A 16,849-nucleotide genomic window follows, 5' to 3' on the forward strand; every position below is an offset into this window, starting at 1 on the left:
CACACGCCGCCCCGGGCCACGGCACCGAAAGCCACCTTCCTCTCATCTCTCAACCCTCCCTCCCCGCATCGCCCTTCCCTCAACTCTCAACCCTCAACTCTCAACTTCCCGCCCCCGTAGCTCTAGACTCTCCGCTCTAGACACTCCTCTCCTTTGAAATCCAAATCCTCCTCCGCCTGGTCGGCGGCCAAATCCGAAGAACTCTATGGGTTCAAGCGCTGGGGCGCCGGCCACATTTCCGTCGATGACGAGGGCTTCGTGAATTTCCAGCCACGCGCCGACGAGCGCGGCATCCGCGTGTTCGACGTCGTCAACGAGGCGCTCGGCATGGGCTTGAAGGCGCCGATGGTGATTCGGTTCCAGGACCTGCTCCGCCACCGGGTGATCCAGCTGAACGAGATGTTCCAGAAGGCCATCAAGGAGGAGGGCTACAAGGGCAGCTACCGCGGTGTTTTTCCGATCAAGGTCAACCAGCTGCGCGAGGTGGTCGACGAGATCGTCGCCGCCGGCAAGGACTACGCCTTCGGGCTCGAAGCCGGTTCGAAGCCGGAGCTGATGATCGCGCTCGCGATGCACGAAGGCTCGCAACGGCTGATCATCTGCAACGGCTACAAGGACCACGATTACATCCGGCTCGCGCTGCTCGGCCGCAAGCTCGGCAAGAAGATCATCATCGTCGTGGAGCAGCTCGCCGAGCTCGACGACATCATCCGGCTCGCCGCCGAGACGGGGGTGAAGCCGATGATCGGGTTCCGCGCGAAACTGCAGACGCGCGGCGAAGGCAAGTGGGCGCTCTCCACCGGCGACAACGCGAAGTTCGGGCTGAACACCGCGGAAATCCTGTTCGCGATCGAAAAACTGCGCGCGGCGAAGCTCACGCAGTCGCTGCGGCTGATCCATTTCCACATCGGGTCGCAGGTGCCGAACATCATCACGATCAAGAACGCGGTGATCGAGGCCACGCGGTTCTACTGCCAGCTCGCGAAGATGGGTTTCCCGATGGGCTACCTCGACGTGGGCGGCGGGCTCGGCATCGATTACGACGGCTCGCGCACCAACTTCGAGAGCTCGATGAACTACTCGATGGAGGAATACGCGCGCGACGTCGTGTTCAACGTCCGCGAGATCTGCACCGCCTCCGACGTCGAGGTGCCCGACATCGTCAGCGAGTCCGGCCGCGCGATCGTGGCGCCCCACTCGCTGCTGGTCGTCGAGGTGTTCGAACGGATCAACAAGCGCGAATCGCTGGGGCAGCAGCACCAGCCGAAGGTGAAGCACAAGGTGGTGAGCGATCTCGAGGTGATGCTGAAGAACAAGGTCCGGCTCGGCCGGCTCGAGCGGTTCCACGACGCGATCCAGAAGAAGGAGGAGGCGTTTTCACTGTTCAACCTCGGTTATCTCGATCTGGAAAACCGCGCCGCGGCCGAGTCGATCTTCTGGCAGATCTGCGAGCAGATCGCGAAGGAAGGCCGCGACTCCGGCTACCAGCCGGAGGAACTGCACGAGTTGGACAAGCTTCTCGCCGACCAATACGTTTGCAATTTCTCCGTGTTCCAGTCGCTGCTCGATCACTGGGCGTTGAAGCAGCTGTTCCCGATCGCGCCGATCCACCGGCTGAACGAGAAGCCCACGGTCAACGCGATCCTCGTGGACATCACCTGCGACTCGGACGGCAAGATCTCGTCGTTCATCGATCTGCAGGACGTGAAGGACTACATCACGCTGCATCCGCTGAACAGCAAACCGTACTACCTCGGCATTTTCCTGACCGGCGCGTATCAGGATATCATGGGCGACCTGCACAACCTGTTCGGACGCGTGAACGAGGTGCACGTTTTCCTCGAGGACGACGAACCGAACGGCTTCTACATCGAGGAGGCGCTCAGCGGCAGCCGGATCGCGGACGTGATCGAGGGCGTGCAGTACCAGCAGGAAGACCTGTGCCGGAAGATGAAGGCCCAGATCGATGCCGCCACGCGCAAGGACATGGTGAAGCCGCGCGAAGGCGTGCGGCTGCTCGAGCTCTACGAGAGCCAGATGCTCAACAAAACCTACCTCAGCATCGACCCGAAGCGCGGGAAGAAGCGGTGACGCGGCGCGGCGGGTCCAGAGTCCAGAGCCCAGAGCTCAGAGCTGCGAGTTCGATCCGGTTGAGAGGTGAGAGTTGAGGGTTGAGAGATGAGGGTTGAGAGCTGCCGGCGATCGGCTTCCATCGCCGCAGCGGGCGGTTGCGGTTCCTTGGGAGCGCGGCCGCCCTCGGCCGCTGTCCGAGTCCGCCTCAATCCGACCACCGAGTACACGCATCCTCAGGGATCGATCTGTGCTATGCGTTGGTCGGTTTGAAATATCTCGAGCCTATCTCGGCTCGTCCTCGGTTTGCCTCCTGTGAATCCGATCCGGTTTGTTTGAACAGGAGTCGATCCGAGTTCGATCCGAGTATAGCCGCAAAGAGGCACAGAAGGCACAAGAACGGTGAACGGTGGACGGTGCGTGCACGGTGAACGGTGGACGGTGCGTGCCCGGTGGTCGGTGGACAGTTGACGGTGGACGGCGGTAGACCCCGGATAGAGTCCAGGGTCCAGAGCACGATCTACGGTCGATCACGCCGGCTCGGCTCTCAGCTCTAGACCCTCAGCTCTCAACTCCGCCTGTCCTCGGCTTGCCTCCTGTGAAACCGGATCGGACTTGTTTGAACAGGAGTCGATCCGAGTTCGATCCGAGTCCAAGCCAATCCGGTTTATTTTTGAACAGGAGGAAACCGAGGTCGATCCGAGGTCAGCCCGCTCTTTCGTGTCGTTGGTGTGTTTCGTGGGCTCTCCCGGTCGAGCCGAGAGTCCAGGGTCCAGAGCAGATCCGCGGCGATTCGCGTGATGGCAAGCTGTCGCTTCGCTCGGTAACGCGGGCGGCTCGCGGTTTTAGGTCCGTGTCTTCCGTGTGATCGGTGGGCAGATCTCGGTCCGTCCTCGGTTTGCCTCCTGTGAAACCGGATCGGACTTGTTTGAACAGGAGTCGATCCGAGGACGATCCGAGTTCGATCCGAGACCACTCAGTCGATCTGAACCACAAATAAACACATATAGACACAGACCCGCGCCCATCCGTGCTATCCGCGGTGAGCCTGGTCCGAGTTTGGACTCTCAGCTCAGCTTTCCCTGCACCAGCTTGCTGGCGGCGGCGAAGTCGATCAGCCCCGCGTCGGGCCGTTGCTTAAGCGCGCCAATCACCTTCCCCATTTCTTTTTTCGACTGCGCACCGGTCTCGGTGATCGCCTCGACGACGATCGCCTCGAGCTTCGTCGCGTCGAGGCCCGCGGGGAGATATTTGGACAGCAGCTGAATCTCGGCGTCGTTCGCCGCCACGAGGTCGGTGCGTCCGCCCTTGGCGAACTCTTCCTTGGCGTCCGCCAGATTCTTGACGGCCTTGCGCAGCGTCGCGACCACCAAGGCGTCGTCGATCGGTTTTCCCTGATCGAGCGAGGTGCGCTGAATCAGCGCGTCCGCCGTGCGCAGTGCCACGGTGGCCTGCTGGTTGCGTGCCTTCATCGCACTCACGACGTCGGCGCGCAGCGTTTCGTAAATCGTAGCCATGCGTGAAGCTGTAAGCAGAAAGCGCGAGGCAGAAAGCAAAAACGCCCGACAGCCGAGCCCGTGAATCCCACTGAACGCGCAATCCGAGAGCGCAGACTCCGAGTGGACAATCCTTCGATCCACCACGGATCACACGGATGAACACGGATACCGGCACCACTAACCGAGAGCCCACGGTCCAGAGCCCGGATCCGTCCGTGCCCATCCGCGCAATCCGTGGTCACGGTCGGAATCCTTTCGTGTGCTTCGTGTGTTTAGTGGTTTCCCTCCGATCAATTTCCGTGTGCCCCGTGGGCAATTCTGCCGACTCAGCTCTCAACTCTCATCCCTCATCCCTCAACTTTCCTTCCTGCTCTCAGCTCTCGATTTCCTTCCGCACCTCTCTCGCCGCGCGCTCGCCGCTCATCAGCGCGCCATGCACCGTTCCAAGCTCCAGCGGATCTGCGGTCGCCTCACCCGCGAAGAACACCGTGCGTTGCACCGGTCGCGCCAGCAGCGCCGGGACGTGTTCGGCCCCTGCCGCGGAAAAACTGTAGGCGCAGCGACTGAACGGATCCGCCGTCCAGTCATGCGTGCGCCAGTCCAGGATCACGCGTTCGAGCCGGGTGACGGGACACGCGAGCAGCCGGGCGAGCACGCGGCGCGCAGCACGCTGCTGCCGCTGGGGCGAGGCGCCGGACCATCGCGCAGCCGCGGGTCCGCCGGTCCAGCCCACCAACACCGGCTGCGGCGCTTCCGACCACCACACCGGAAACTCGGGTTCATCCGAATGGAGAAACCCGAACGCCCGGCCCTGTCGCGCGCGCAACTCGGCCGGCAGCCCGCCCCGTCGCCAGACATCCGCGCGCAACCGCAGCACCACGCGGATCGCGTGTCCGCAGCCGAGCCGACGCCACTCACGCTCCTTCTGAGGCAACGCCGGCACGAAACGAATTGCCCCTCGCGTCCCCGGCGCGGCCTGCAGCACGCCCACGGGCAGCGTCACGACGACGGCCCTCGCCTGCCAGGCGGCTTCCTTCGCCACCACGGTGACGGCACCGCGCTTCCACCGGACCTCCGTCACGACGGTGTTCAGTCGCACGTCGACCCGTTGGTCCTTCATGGCACGCTCCAGCACATCCACCAGCCGGCCGTAGCCGCCGCGGATGCGCGCCTGTTCCTCGGCGGGACCGCGGGCAGCGCGATACAGCGTGTGCGCACTCATCTCATCCAGCGGCGCGCCGTGAAATCCCTCGACGAACGTGCGCGCGAGCACCTGGTCGGCATCGTCGATGCGGTCGTCGTGCCGCTCCAGCCACGCGCCGAACGCCCCGCGATAGCGCGGGCCGATCCGCGCCATCACCGCGTTGATTCGGTCCCACACGTCGGGTATCGGCGTGTGTTGGCTCCCGCTGGCGAGCCAGTGCTGTTCCGACACGGGTATCTGCTGCAACCGTCCACGGCGAAGCCACGCCGCCAGCGCCTGGTTTTCCCCGTGCAAAAATTCCGCGCCGAGTTCGATCGGCATCGACCAGCCTTTCGGCTGGTGCGTCCAGATCCGCCCACCCAGGCGGTCGCGAGCCTCCAGCACAACAACCTGGGCACCGCCGCGCGCGAGCGTCGCCGCCGCCGCCATCCCGGCCGCCCCGGCGCCAATGACCACGACGTCTGCCGGCTCTTGGTGCATAGCTTACGAGCGTGAACGCGTATCGAGAGATTCGTCCCGCTCCTCACGGAGCGGGCCACGCCGATTTACGTGGTCCTGCGCGTGAGTGCAGAGACTCCTCGCCGGGCGCGGCTGCCGGTGAACGGCGGCCCTACGACCCCGGGTTGCCCGCGAGGTCATTACCAAGCCGGCGGACGCCAACTTCTCGCTCGGGAAAGGGCAGACCCACGAACTGCGTTTACCGCGAGAGCGGCGGGCTGTCGGTCGGTCGCAGATCGGCTCGCTCCTCTTCCACGCCGGACGCGGAGATTTCCCCGAGCAGAAAGTTGCAGCGTTCCTGGCAATGCCGGCACGTTTCCGCGCAGACGCGACAGTGATCGTGCATGGACGCATGCGTCTCGCACTCGTCGGCGCAGAGCTGGCAGGCCAGCACGCACGCGTGAAGTTGGGAGTGAATCAGCTCGTTGGGTGTTTCGGTCTGCCGCACGATCAGTCGCGCGGTGGTCTGACACACGTCGGCGCAATCCAAGTTGAGCCGGATGCAGCGGCGCAGGTTTGCGAGGTGCTCGGTTTCGCCGAGACAGGCGTCCGCGCAGGACGTGCAGATCTGTCCACAGAGCGCGAGCGCGTTGAGCACGTCGGCATAAGCTTCAGAGCGCTGTAGATCGGCATGGGGATGGCTGCGCAGCATCGTTTCAATCATTTTCATGGCGAGTTGGGTTTCGTCGCAGGTTCATCCAGGCGACGGCGCAACCTACTCGCGGTCGGCGACCTTGCCATCGGGGCGGCACCCGGGGTGGCGATAGGCGAACCGGAGGGAGCGCGGGGTTCCCTGCGCGCAGCAAAAAATTGCGCCGAACGCAGCCGGACGACGAGCCGGCCCGCCCGGGCTACACTCGCGGCATGGTTGCGTCGCGTGCCACAACTCCCATATCTCCCGCCGTGGTTTCGCCCACCCATCGGCTCCGCCTTTCGCCCGCCCAGATGTATGCCCGCGTGCTCGCCGGCGACCCGGCGTGGAACGGCCATTTTTTCACGGGCGTGCTCACCACGGGCATCTACTGCCTCCCATCCTGCAAGGCGCGCAAACCCAAACGGGAGAACGTGCGCTTTTTTCCGACGTGTGAAGCCGCGCGCGCCGCCGGATTGCGTCCGTGCAAGAAATGCCACCCCGACGATTTTGCCCGCGGCGCGGATCCCGTGCTCGAAAGCGTCGAGCAGCTCGTGGCCGAAATGCGGGCCAACCCGGCGGCGTTTTCGGAGGCGCGTGCGCTCGTGCGCCGGCTGGGGTTCGGCGTCACCCGCACGTTCGAACTGCTCCGGCTGCACTATCACACCACGCCCGCCGAGTTGCTCACACGCGCGCGCATCGCCGCCGCCCAGCAGCAGCTGCTCGCCGGGGCAACGCCGCTGGCCGACATCGCGTACAGCGTCGGTTTCGATGCCCTCTCCGTTTTCCACGAAAACTTCCGCCGGCTGACCGGGCTCACGCCGGCGCGCTATCGTGAGCTACCCCATGCCCGGAGCTTCGAGCTGACACTGCCCGACGGCTACCTGCTCGGCTACCTGCGCCGCGCGCTCAGCCGGGATGCGCAAAGCGTGAGCGAGCGGCTCGAAGGCGACGTCTACACCGCCGCCGTGAATCTGTCGGGCGGGCCGGCATTGCTCACCCTGCGCCTCAACCCTTCGCCCGTTCGCGTCGAGGTCATTCCGGCTGCGGGTGGCACGGGCGTCCCGCCCGTGGGTTCGCGCCCGCCTACAAAAGGCGAGCGTGTGCCGGACGTCGCAAGCGGCGTCCCTACCAACACGCTCGAGGCCCATGCGATCGCGATCGGACTGCTCGGGCTCGAGGATGACGCGAGCTCGTTCGCGCGGCTCGCGCGCAAGCTCGGTTTGGCGCGGCTCGTCGCCGGTCGGAGTGAACTTCGCATCAGCCGCATTCCCTCCGTGTTCGACGGACTCGTCTGGGCGATCATCGGCCAGCAGATCAACTTCAGCTTCGCCTGCGTGTTGAAACGCCGGCTGACCGAGCTCGCGGGCACGCGGCTGTCCAACGGACTGATGGCGCCGCCGACGCCGACAGCGATCGCGCGGCTCGAGCCGGACGAGCTCGTGCCCCTGCAGTTCTCGCGCCAGAAAGCAGGCTACCTGATCACCACCGCGCGGGCAATCACCGCGGGCGAATTGGATCTTGCGCAGCTCCCCTCGATGTCCGCCAGCCGCGCGGAGCGCACGCTGCTCGCGCTGCACGGGTTCGGCCCGTGGTCGGTAAACTACGTGATGATGCGCGCGCTTGGGTTTGCCGACTGCGTGCCGCTCGGCGACACCGGCGTGACCAGCGGGCTGCAATCCCTCCTCCACCTCGAGCAACGGCCTGACGTCGACGCCACGCGGCGGCTGATGGCCGTGTTCTCTCCTCACCGCAGCCTCGCCACGGCGCACCTGTGGCAACTCAACCTCCCCCGGCCCACATGAGCTCGATTTTCTACGATACCTTCACGACTCCCTTCGGCGATTTTTCCGCTGCGGTCGATGACGCGGGCAATGTCGTCGCGACCGCGTTCGGCGATCTCGCCGCGCTACGACAGCGGCTGCGCTCTTCCCGCCGCTGCAGCCTGGCGGGGCGAGGCGTCCCCGCCGAGCCGGCGGTGTCCGCGGCTCACCGGGACGGGTCGCCCTACCGCAGCCTCGCGAGAAATCCCGCGGTTCACGCCGCGGGCCACGAGATGTCTCGCGATGCTGAATGGGTGAGCGACCAACATCGCACCGGCGCCGTTCGCGAGCAGGTCGGCGAGTATTGCGGCGGCGCGCGGCAGGAGTTCGATCTGCCGCTGGCACCGACCGGCAGCGCGTTTCAGCAACGCGTGTGGACGGCGCTGCGCGCGATTCCGTTCGGCACGACGTGCAGCTATGCACAGCTCGCCGCCCGCCTCGGCCTGAGCGGCGGCGCGCGTGCCATCGGCGGGGCGAACGCCGCCAATCCCATCTGCCTGATCGTGCCGTGCCATCGCATCATCGGCAGCAACGGGGCGTTGACCGGCTTCGCGTTCGGCGAGGAGCGCAAGCGGGCGCTGCTCGAGCACGAGCGCGCGGCGACGCTCGCTGCATCGCGGGCTCCGGCCGTGCCCCAGGCAGCGTGCCGGGCGTGACCGCGCTGCCTTGTCGCCATCGCCAGCTGGCCCGATTTGGACCCGGGGTATCACCTCAATTTTCGCGCAGCCGGTCAAAAAACGCACACTCGCGCCGAAGAATCGGTCATTAACCGGAACCACTCTGCTCCCTCCAATCCTCCGTTCTCCGCCGAGCGGGAAGCGGCACCCAATAGCGCCGGCCGCGGGTTGCTGGTGGGCGTCGCGGATTTGAAAGCGACCGACCTCCCGCATGCCGCGATCACGACCTACGCCCTCGGGTCGTGCCTCGGCGTCTGCTGCTACGATCGCGCGAACAGGATCGGCGGCATGCTGCACGCGATGCTGCCCGACTCGTCGCAAAGCGCGCGCCGCGAGCTGAAATCGGCGATGTATCTCGATACGGGCGTGCCTGCGCTGCTCCAGAGCGTGATCGAACTTGGTGGCGACCCGAAGCACTCCGAGTTCAAGGTCTTCGGTGGCGCGCGCGTCGGCGACGGCACGGATTTCTTCAACATCGGCAGTCGCAACGTCGAGGCCATGACGGCGCTCATTCATCGTTACGACCTGGAGGTCAACTACTGGCACGTGGGCGGACAAACCAACCGCACCATCACGCTCTACCTCGACAACGGCGACGTGCGTCTTCGGATGCCCGGCCGCCAGGAGTTCATCGTATGACCCAGCGCCCTCTGCCACTCTCCGATCTCGTCGAACAGGCGCGCCATCTTCCCTGCGCTCCGTGGCTGCTGCCGAAGCTGCTCGAGCTGCTCAACGATCCCGCCGCCGCCGCCGAGCAGATCGAAGCTTTGATCAAGCTCGATGCGGGTCTCGCGACCGCGACGCTCCGGCTGGCCAATTCCGCGTATTTCGGCAACGCGACGCCGTGCGACACATTCAGCGATGCGATCGTGCGGCTGGGCTTTCGTGAGCTCTATCGGCTCGTCAGCACGACGATGGCCGGCCGGTGGCTCAACCATGCCGTGAGCGGTTACGGCTGGGAGCCGGGTGATCTCTATCGGCATTCGCTCACCGTGGCGGTGGCGGCGGACCTGATCGCGCAACAAACCGGGCGCGTGCAGCCGGAGCTGGCTTACACCGGCGGACTGATTCACGACGTTGGCAAGCTGGCGCTCGCGTTCGTGCGCGGCGATGACTTCGAGGCGGTTCGTGCCCACCAGGCCGCGCAGCGCTGTGCGTGGCGCGCGGCCGAGCACCACATATTCGGTTACGACCACACCGACGTCGCCGGCGAGTTGCTGCAGAGCTGGACGTTCCCGACGAGCTTGATCGAAATCGTGCGCTTTTACCCGCGCCCCGCGCTGGCTGACCAGGAGCACCGCTCGCTGGTCACGCACATCCACGCCGCCAAGCACCTCGCGCTCTGCATCGGCACCGGCGTCGGCGAAGACGGCTTCCACACCGAGATCGACGAGTCGGCGCTGCGGGAAGAAGGCATCACGCCCGCGATCCTCGACGGCCTGCTGCCGGAGGTGCTGATCACGGCCACCAAGCTGCTCGAGGAAGAAGCGACGCGCGCCCCCTGACGCGCCGCAGGCGGACTGCAGGGGCGGAGTCTTGCTGCGCCGCGACGATTCACTTGCGTGACGCGGTGCGCGCTTCGTGCAGCCGCACCACGAACCGTTTCAGCTTCGCGTGGTCCTTGATTCCCGGGACCGCCTCGACGCCGCTGTTCACATCAACGAAACCGGCGCCGGTGGTGCGCAATGCCTCGGCGATGTTCTCGGGCGCCAGTCCGCCGGCGAGAACCCACGTCTTGCCCGGGTGTGCTTCGCGGTGGCGCGCGAAGCTCGACCAGTCGCCGGTCTGCCCCGTGCCCCCGAACGCATTCGGGTGAAAAGCGTCGAGCAGGAACGTCTCGGCCAGCGGCAGCCAGTCCGCGTTCACGTGGCCGCCCGGCGGCAACTTCGGCGCGAGCCAGAGTCGGTCCGCGCCCACGCGCTCCGACCAACCGCGAATCACCGCAAGCTGAGTCTCCGGTCGAAAATGAATCTGGAAGCAGTCGAATCCCCCCTGTTCCATGCGCGCGAGTTCGTCGGTCGTCGGCTCGACGCACACGGCGACTTTCCGGCGGTCCGGCAACTTGGACATGATCGCCTGGGCCTGCACGAGCGCGACGCATCGCGGCGACTTCGGGTAGAGAATGAAGCCCAGGAAATCCGCGCCGCAGTTGTCGGCGGCCATCGCGTCCGCCAGCGACGTGAGCCCGCAGACTTTGAATCGAATACCGTCGATCATGGCTGGCTCCCGCGAATCACGCGAATCAGCGCGAATGGATTCGAGTCAATTTGTGCACCCTCCTTGGCCATGCTGTTTTCCCATTTTGTCCGGCGAGTTGGAAACCGCTAATCAGCACTGATGCTCGCTAAATCGAATCAACGTCCATCAGCGGTTTCAAGAAGCCGTCTCCGGTTTCGCGGTTCCTCAAAAGGCATTGACGCTCGCGATGACGTGATCGACCTGGGCATCGGTGAGTTCCGGGAAAATCGGCAGACTCACGCAGGTCTTCGCCGCCGCTTCGGCCACCGGGAACGAGCCGGGCCCGAAGCCAAGATTCGCATAGCACTTCTGCAGGTGCAGCGGAACGGGATAAATCAAATCCGTGCCGACCTCGTGCCTGGTCAGATGCTCGCGCAGCGCGTCGCGGCGCGGATGCCGAATCGTGAACTGGTGAAAAACCGACTGGCCGTAGTCGGGCTGGTCCGGCAGACGCACGTCGGCGAGCTTGATCCCGGCGAGATAGCGCCCGGCGATTTCGCGCCGTCGCGCCGTCCACCGCGCGAGGTGCGGCAGTTTGACGTTGAGCAGCGCGCCTTGAAAGCCGTCCATGCGGAAATTTCCGCCCACGATATCGTGGTAGTAGCGCCGGTCCGATCCGTGCACGCGGATGTGTCGCGCGCGCACGAAGAGTTCCTCGTTCTGCGCCACCAGCGCGCCGCCTTCGCCGCAGCCGCCGAGATTTTTGGTCGGATAAAAACTGAACGTGCCCAGGTCGCCAAATAATCCGACGGGCCGGCCGCGATAGTTCGCGCCCACTGCTTGCGCGCAGTCTTCGATGACGAACAGCCGGTGCTGGCGCGCGATCGCCATGATCTCGTCCATCCGCGCCGGCTGGCCGAACAGATGCACGACGATGATGCCCTTGGTGCGCGGCGTGATCGCCGCTTCGATTTTGGCCGGATCGAGATTGAACGTGCCCTCCTCGACGTCCACGAACCGCGGCTTCGCGCCGACGTAGGTCACGCCCCACACGGTCGAGATGAACGTGAACGGCGGTGCGATGACCTCGTCGCCGGGACCGAAGCCGGCGAGCATGCAGCCGATGTGCAGCGGCGACGTGCCGCTGTTCATGCCGAGCACGCGCGGATAGCCCAGCGTGGCGCCGAACGCCTTTTCGAACTCCTCCACGTCCTTGCCGAGGCAAAAACGCGTGGCGTCGTAGGTCGCCGCGAGCGCGGCGAGCGCCGGCTCGCGCAAGGCCCGATGCTGCAGGCTGAGATCGAGAAACGGAACTTTCATGGCTTCCCGCTAATCACGCGAATTGGCGCGAAAAAAACCAGAGAAACTTTTAGCGTTCATTGGCGTGATTCGCGGGCGCCCAGCTTCTTCACCAGTGCCTGCACCAGGCTGTCGAGGTTCGGCTCCTTCGCCACAAAACCAATCTCCAGCCCGGCTTTCGTCAGGCTCTCGCTGGTCAGCGGGCCGATGCTGCCGAACAGCGGCGGCTTCGCACCTTTCTGTAGCGTCAGCGCAGCCTGCTGCGCCGCAAACGAATCCACCGCCGACGAACTCGCGAACAGGACCGCGTCCGCGCCCTGAGTGCGAAACTCGGCCGCGGCCGGGTTATCCGTCAGATCCACCCGCTCGGTCTGATACACCTGCAGCTGGTCCACGATCGCGTGCGCGCCCTCGAGCTTGGTGACCAGGACATCGCGGTTCAGATTGCCCGTGATCACGACCACCTTCGCGTTGTCGAGGCTGCCGGTCTCGATCAACGCGTCGGCCAGCGCTTCGCCGGTGGCGACCTTCGGCTGACACTCCACCTTGAGATGCAGCTCGCGAATGCCTTTGGCCGTGGCGTCGCCGACGCACGCGAACCGCAGCAGCCCAAGCGAGCGGATGTCGTCGAAAATCCGCAGGAACTCCTCGAAGAAATACCGAACGCCGTTGGCGCTGGTGAAGACGATCCAGTCGTAGCTGCCGAGTTCGAGCAGCACGTCGGCCAGCGCCTCTTTCGAGATGTGCTTGGACACGCGGATCAGCGGCAGCTCGAGCACCTCCGCGCCGAGCGCGGTGAGCTTGGCGGAAAGTTCGGAAGCCTGCTCGCGCGCGCGGGTGACGATGATGCGACGGCCGTGCAACGAGTTGGAGGAAGACGATCTTGCCATGATCAAAAACGTGGAAGTCAATGGCGCCCTGCGCCAGCCGCAAGTGCGGGCAAGGGGGTGGCACGGGCATCCTGCCCGTGCTGGCTTGTTGAGCGCCCCGCGAATGCCAGCATCCAGCCGCCACGGGCGAGACGCCCGTGCCACTACACCAGCCGCAACTCCTGCAAGATCCGCTGCGCGGTCGCGGCGGGATGGGCGAAGGCCGCGGCGTCGAGCGCGAAGCTCCGCGTGCCGATGGCCTCGTGGAAAAAGTGCAGCGTGTCCCCGGCCACGTGGGCGCCAAACGCCGTCTGGCACCCCACCCCGAGCGCGGCCTGGAATGCCCGCTCGACGTCCACCGCGCGTTTCGTCGCCGCGTCGAACACCGGCGCAAAACGCGCCGCGTCGGCCGCGCGGCATTGCACCGCGATCGCGCCCTGCCCCACCGCCGGCACCATGTCGTTGAACCCGAGGGCGTGAAATTCCACGCCCGGCCAGTTGCCGATGCCGAGGCGGTTCAAGCCGGCGGAAGCCAGCACGGTCCCGTCCGCCACGCCGAGCTCGCCGATCTTCTTGAGCCGCGTGTCCACGTTGCCGCGGATCTCGGTGAACGTCACTCCGGGATAAAGTTTCGCGATTTGCAGCCGCCGGCGCGGACTGCCGGTGGCGAGTGACTTCGGCGCCGCCACGCCCGCGCGCAACACCAGCACATCGCGCGCATCGGCGCGCGGGAGATAGCCCGCCACCGCAAGTTCCGCGGCCATGTCGCCCGGCAGATCCTTCGTGCTGTGCACCGCCAGATCGGCTTCGCCACGGCGCAACGCGTTCTCAAGCTCACTCGTGAACAATCCCTTGCCGCCCTTCTGTTCGAGCGACCATTCCGTCTGCCGGTCGCCGGTCGTCACCAGTTTCAGCAATTCGGTTTGCACGCCCAGCCGGGCTTCCAAGTGCGCCGCCACCATCTCGGTCTGGCGCAGGGCGAGCGGACTCTTGCGGGTTGCGAGGATCAGTTTTTTCAAAGGTCAACCAGTGAGCATCGTGAGCCGCGCCGGTGCAAGCGCGGCGCGTGCGTCGACCTCCCGAACCGCCCCAGTCGGGCGTGGCACGGCGTCTCGCCCGTGAGTGGAGCCCGGTGCTCCAGAATCGAGGCGAAAGCCCGCGGCACGGCTTGGGCCCGGCGCTCCGTCCGACCACGGGCACAGTCAGCGGCGCACTTCGTTCACGGGCGAGACGCCCGTGCCACAACGGCATCACGACCTCCTCACGGGCATCCGTGCAGGCGATGCTCTGTTCGGCTGTCAAGCGGATGACATATTTTTTCTCGCTTTTGGATCGATGGTTCCGAAGCTTCAAGCGCCCGCGCCACCCCGCGCCGCCCTCCCGCGAGAGGTTTAGTGCCTCCCCTCCGGTCTGCGACCGCGCCGCCGCGCGTCCCGGTTTTCCCAGCAACAACAACCCAATCAAGCAACATGGCCAAGATTGATTTCGGCGGTGTGGAGGAAGAAGTCATCACGCGCAGTGAGTTCCCGATGGCGAAGGCTCGCCAGACGTTGAAGAAGGAAGTCATTGCAGTGATCGGTTACGGCGTCCAAGGGCCAGCTCAGGCGCTGAACATGAAGGACAACGGCTTCAACGTCATCGTTGGCCAGTCCAAGCAGTTCCAGCGCGACTGGGACCGCGCCGTGGCCGACGGCTGGGTGCCCGGCAAGACGCTCTTCGAGATGGAGGAAGCCGCGCAACGCGGGACGATCATCCAGATGCTGGTGTCCGACGCCGCGCAGCGCGCGATCTGGCCCATGATCAAGAAGTGCCTCGCCCCCGGCAAAGCGCTCTATTTCTCCCACGGGTTCTCGATCGTCTACAAGGACCAGACCAAGGTGATCCCGCCGAAGGATGTCGACGTGATCATGGTGGCCCCGAAGGGCTCGGGCCTGAACGTGCGGCGCAATTTCCTTTCCGGCGCCGGCATCAACTCCAGTTTCGCGGTCGAGCAGGACGCGACGGGCCGGGCCTACAACCGCTGTCTTGCCGTCGGCATCGCGATCGGCTCGGGCTATCTTTTCCCGACCACGTTCAAGCAGGAGGTCTTCAGCGATCTCACCGGTGAACGCGGCGTGCTGATGGGTGCGCTCGCTGGCATCATGGACGCCCAATACCAGGTGCTCCGCGCGCACGGCCACTCGCCCAGCGAAGCATTCAACGAGACCGTCGAGGAGTTGACCGAGAGCCTCATCAAGCTCGTCGGCGAGAATGGCATGGACTGGATGTATTCGAACTGCTCGGCCACCGCGCAGCGCGGCGCGCTCGACTGGCGGCCGAAGTTCAAGAAGGCCGTCCTGCCGGTGTTCAAGGAACTCTACCAGCGCGTGGCGACCGGCAAGGAAACCGCGCGCGTGCTCTCGGCCTGCGGCGCGCCGAACTACCAGGAGTCGCTGCGCAAGGAGCTCGCCGAACTCGGCAACTCCGAGATCTGGCTCGCCGGCAAGGCCACGCGGTCGCTACGTCCGCACCAGGCGGCGAAGGTGATCTCGAAATCGACGAAGGGTGTCACCGGCCGCAGCCGCAACTGATCTCCCTCGCACCGTTTAGCGCACAACGAAGCAGTCTCCGCGGAGATTGCTTCGTTTTTCTTTTCCCCTCCCCGATCTTTTTCCTTAGGAGATTCCCCGTATGCGCAGCGACACCATCAAGAAGGGTTTTGAGCGTGCTCCTCATCGCAGCCTCCTCCGCGCCGCCGGCGTGATCGAGTCCGAGGCCGATTTCGACAAGCCGTTCATCGCCATCGCCAACAGCTACACCGACTGCATCCCGGGCCACGCCCACCTGAACGAGATCGGGCAGCTGGTGAAACGTCTCGTCCGCGAGGCGGGCGGCGTGCCGCTCATCTTCAACACCATTGGCGTCGATGATGGCATCGCGATGGGCCACTCGGGCATGAACTACTCGCTGCCGTCGCGCGAGCTGATCGCCGACTGCGTCGAGACAATGCTGCGCGCGCATTGCTTCGACGGCATGGTCTGCATTCCGAACTGCGACAAGATCGTCCCCGGCATGCTCATGGCTGCGATGCGGGTGAACATCCCCACCGTCTTCGTCTCGGGCGGTCCGATGGCCGCGGGCATCGCGCAAACGGATCCGTCGAGCGATCTGCCCGAACACCTCCGGCCCGCCGCCGTGAAGTCCGATTTGATTTCCGTCTTCAAAGGCGTCGGTGCACTCCAGACCGGCAATCTCACACCTGAGCAGTTGCTGAAGCTCGAGCAGAGCGCCTGTCCGACCTGCGGCTCGTGCTCCGGCATGTTCACCGCGAACTCGATGAACTGCCTCTGCGAAGCGCTCGGGATGGCGCTGCCGGGCAACGGGACAATCCTCGCCGTCTCCAAGGAGCGCGAGCAGCTCTATCGCCGCGCGGCCGAACAGATTGTTGAGCTGGTGAAACGCGATCTGAAGCCGCGCGACATCGCCACGCTCGAGGCGTTCGACAACGCGATCACGCTCGACGTCGCCATGGGCGGCTCGACCAACACCGTCCTCCATACCCTGGCGGTCGCGCGCGAAGCGGGCATCGACTACGACATCGCCCGCATCGACGGCATCTCCCGCCGCGTGCCGTGCCTCTGCAAGGTGTCGCCGTCCTCCGACTACCACATCCAGGACGTGCACCGCGCTGGCGGCATTCACACGATCCTCGGCGAACTGAAACGGCTTGGCGTGCTCAAGACCAGCTGTGTCACGGTCACCGGCAAGACCCTGGGCGAAAACATCGACGCGTGGGATCTGCGCTCACCGACCTGCACTGACGAGGCGAAGATCGTCCGCACCTCGGGGGCGTCGGCGCTCGTGCTCGATCCGAACGACAAACTTGGCCCGACGGCGCGCACGGCCACGGGCAATCTCGTGCCGAAGCCGCTGCTCTTCCATCCCGCCGACGCGCGCGCGATCGCGCTCTGGCGGTTCGCCGCGGGCGTGAATGCGAATGACGCCGCGGCCTGCGGCGCGCTGTTCGGCGCGAAGGGCGAACTCATTTTCGGCGACAAGGCCTGGCACGGCGCCGCCGAGATCGCCGCCGGCCTCCAACCCAAGTTCAAGCAGGCGCGCGGA

General features: G+C 65.4%; 13 protein-coding genes and 1 pseudogene. 7 read left to right on the plus strand and 7 right to left on the minus strand.

Translation table 11 applies throughout. The features are described from left to right. Positions 1-153: 153 nt before the first annotated feature. The gene (gene speA / locus OTER_RS17505; RefSeq protein ID WP_012376272.1) at positions 154-2,091 is read left to right on the plus strand and encodes a biosynthetic arginine decarboxylase; all 1,938 of its coding nucleotides are present in this window, start codon (positions 154-156) and stop codon (positions 2,089-2,091) included. A 1,046-nt stretch (positions 2,092-3,137) separates the two neighbouring features. Here speA and OTER_RS17510 read toward each other — a convergent pair. From OTER_RS17510 to OTER_RS17520, 3 genes are all read right to left on the minus strand, one after another. After that, positions 3,138-3,587: a GatB/YqeY domain-containing protein gene (locus OTER_RS17510; RefSeq protein WP_012376273.1), complete on the minus strand. Its 450-nt coding sequence runs from the start codon at positions 3,585-3,587 to the stop codon at positions 3,138-3,140. Positions 3,588-3,942: 355 nt separating this feature from the next. Then, a complete protein-coding gene (locus tag OTER_RS17515; protein WP_012376274.1) occupies positions 3,943-5,253 on the minus strand; it encodes a flavin monoamine oxidase family protein in 1,311 nt (436 codons plus the stop codon). Positions 5,254-5,470: 217 nt separating this feature from the next. After that, positions 5,471-5,941, minus strand: coding sequence for a four-helix bundle copper-binding protein (locus OTER_RS17520; RefSeq protein WP_012376275.1), 471 nt, complete (start codon positions 5,939-5,941; stop codon positions 5,471-5,473). 233 nt (positions 5,942-6,174) lie between these two features. On the opposite strand from OTER_RS17520, the gene OTER_RS17525 reads away from it, so the two are divergent. The 4 genes from OTER_RS17525 (at position 6,175) to OTER_RS17540 (ending at position 9,907) form a co-directional block, all read left to right on the plus strand. Beyond that, positions 6,175-7,707, plus strand: coding sequence for a DNA-3-methyladenine glycosylase 2 family protein (locus tag OTER_RS17525; protein ID WP_237702382.1), 1,533 nt, complete (start codon positions 6,175-6,177; stop codon positions 7,705-7,707). After that, positions 7,704-8,381 (plus strand): methylated-DNA--[protein]-cysteine S-methyltransferase, encoded by a 678-nt coding sequence (locus OTER_RS26700; RefSeq protein ID WP_012376277.1) that lies wholly within the window; start codon positions 7,704-7,706, stop codon positions 8,379-8,381. The genes OTER_RS17525 and OTER_RS26700 overlap by 4 nt, the downstream gene beginning before the upstream one ends. 210 nt (positions 8,382-8,591) lie before the next feature. Beyond that, positions 8,592-9,041 (plus strand): chemotaxis protein CheD, encoded by a 450-nt coding sequence (locus OTER_RS17535; RefSeq protein ID WP_148218167.1) that lies wholly within the window; start codon positions 8,592-8,594, stop codon positions 9,039-9,041. After that, positions 9,038-9,907, plus strand: a complete 870-nt coding sequence (locus tag OTER_RS17540) for an HDOD domain-containing protein (protein ID WP_012376279.1) — start codon at positions 9,038-9,040, stop codon at positions 9,905-9,907. Before OTER_RS17535 ends, OTER_RS17540 begins: the two co-directional genes overlap by 4 nt. A 49-nt stretch (positions 9,908-9,956) precedes the next feature. Here OTER_RS17540 and OTER_RS17545 read toward each other — a convergent pair whose 3' ends face one another. The 4 genes from OTER_RS17545 to hemC all read right to left on the minus strand — a co-directional run bounded on the left by OTER_RS17545 (position 9,957) and on the right by hemC (position 13,767). Continuing rightward, positions 9,957-10,619, minus strand: a complete 663-nt coding sequence (locus tag OTER_RS17545) for a phosphoribosylanthranilate isomerase (RefSeq protein WP_012376280.1) — start codon at positions 10,617-10,619, stop codon at positions 9,957-9,959. A gap of 186 nt (positions 10,620-10,805) precedes the next feature. Next, entirely contained in the window at positions 10,806-11,900 is a 1,095-nt protein-coding gene (locus OTER_RS17550; protein ID WP_012376281.1) for a DegT/DnrJ/EryC1/StrS family aminotransferase, read from the minus strand. Between the two features lie 56 nt (positions 11,901-11,956). Then, entirely contained in the window at positions 11,957-12,769 is an 813-nt protein-coding gene (locus OTER_RS17555; protein WP_012376282.1) for a uroporphyrinogen-III synthase, read from the minus strand. 143 nt (positions 12,770-12,912) lie between these two features. Next, a complete protein-coding gene (hemC, locus tag OTER_RS17560; protein ID WP_012376283.1) occupies positions 12,913-13,767 on the minus strand; it encodes a hydroxymethylbilane synthase in 855 nt (284 codons plus the stop codon). 450 nt (positions 13,768-14,217) lie between these two features. On the opposite strand from hemC, the gene ilvC reads away from it, so the two are divergent. Together ilvC and ilvD are read left to right on the plus strand one after the other, a co-directional pair. Continuing rightward, positions 14,218-15,318 carry a ketol-acid reductoisomerase gene (ilvC, locus tag OTER_RS17565; RefSeq protein WP_012376284.1) on the plus strand — a complete coding sequence of 367 codons (1,101 nt, stop codon included), beginning with the start codon at positions 14,218-14,220 and terminating at the stop codon, positions 15,316-15,318. 91 nt (positions 15,319-15,409) lie between these two features. Beyond that, positions 15,410-16,531 (plus strand): annotated as a pseudogene (gene ilvD, locus OTER_RS26940) (dihydroxy-acid dehydratase); the annotation flags it as partial. Positions 16,532-16,849: the final 318 nt, after the last annotated feature.

The sequence above is a fragment of the Opitutus terrae PB90-1 genome (assembly GCF_000019965.1).
In the GTDB taxonomy this organism is placed as follows: domain Bacteria; phylum Verrucomicrobiota; class Verrucomicrobiia; order Opitutales; family Opitutaceae; genus Opitutus; species Opitutus terrae.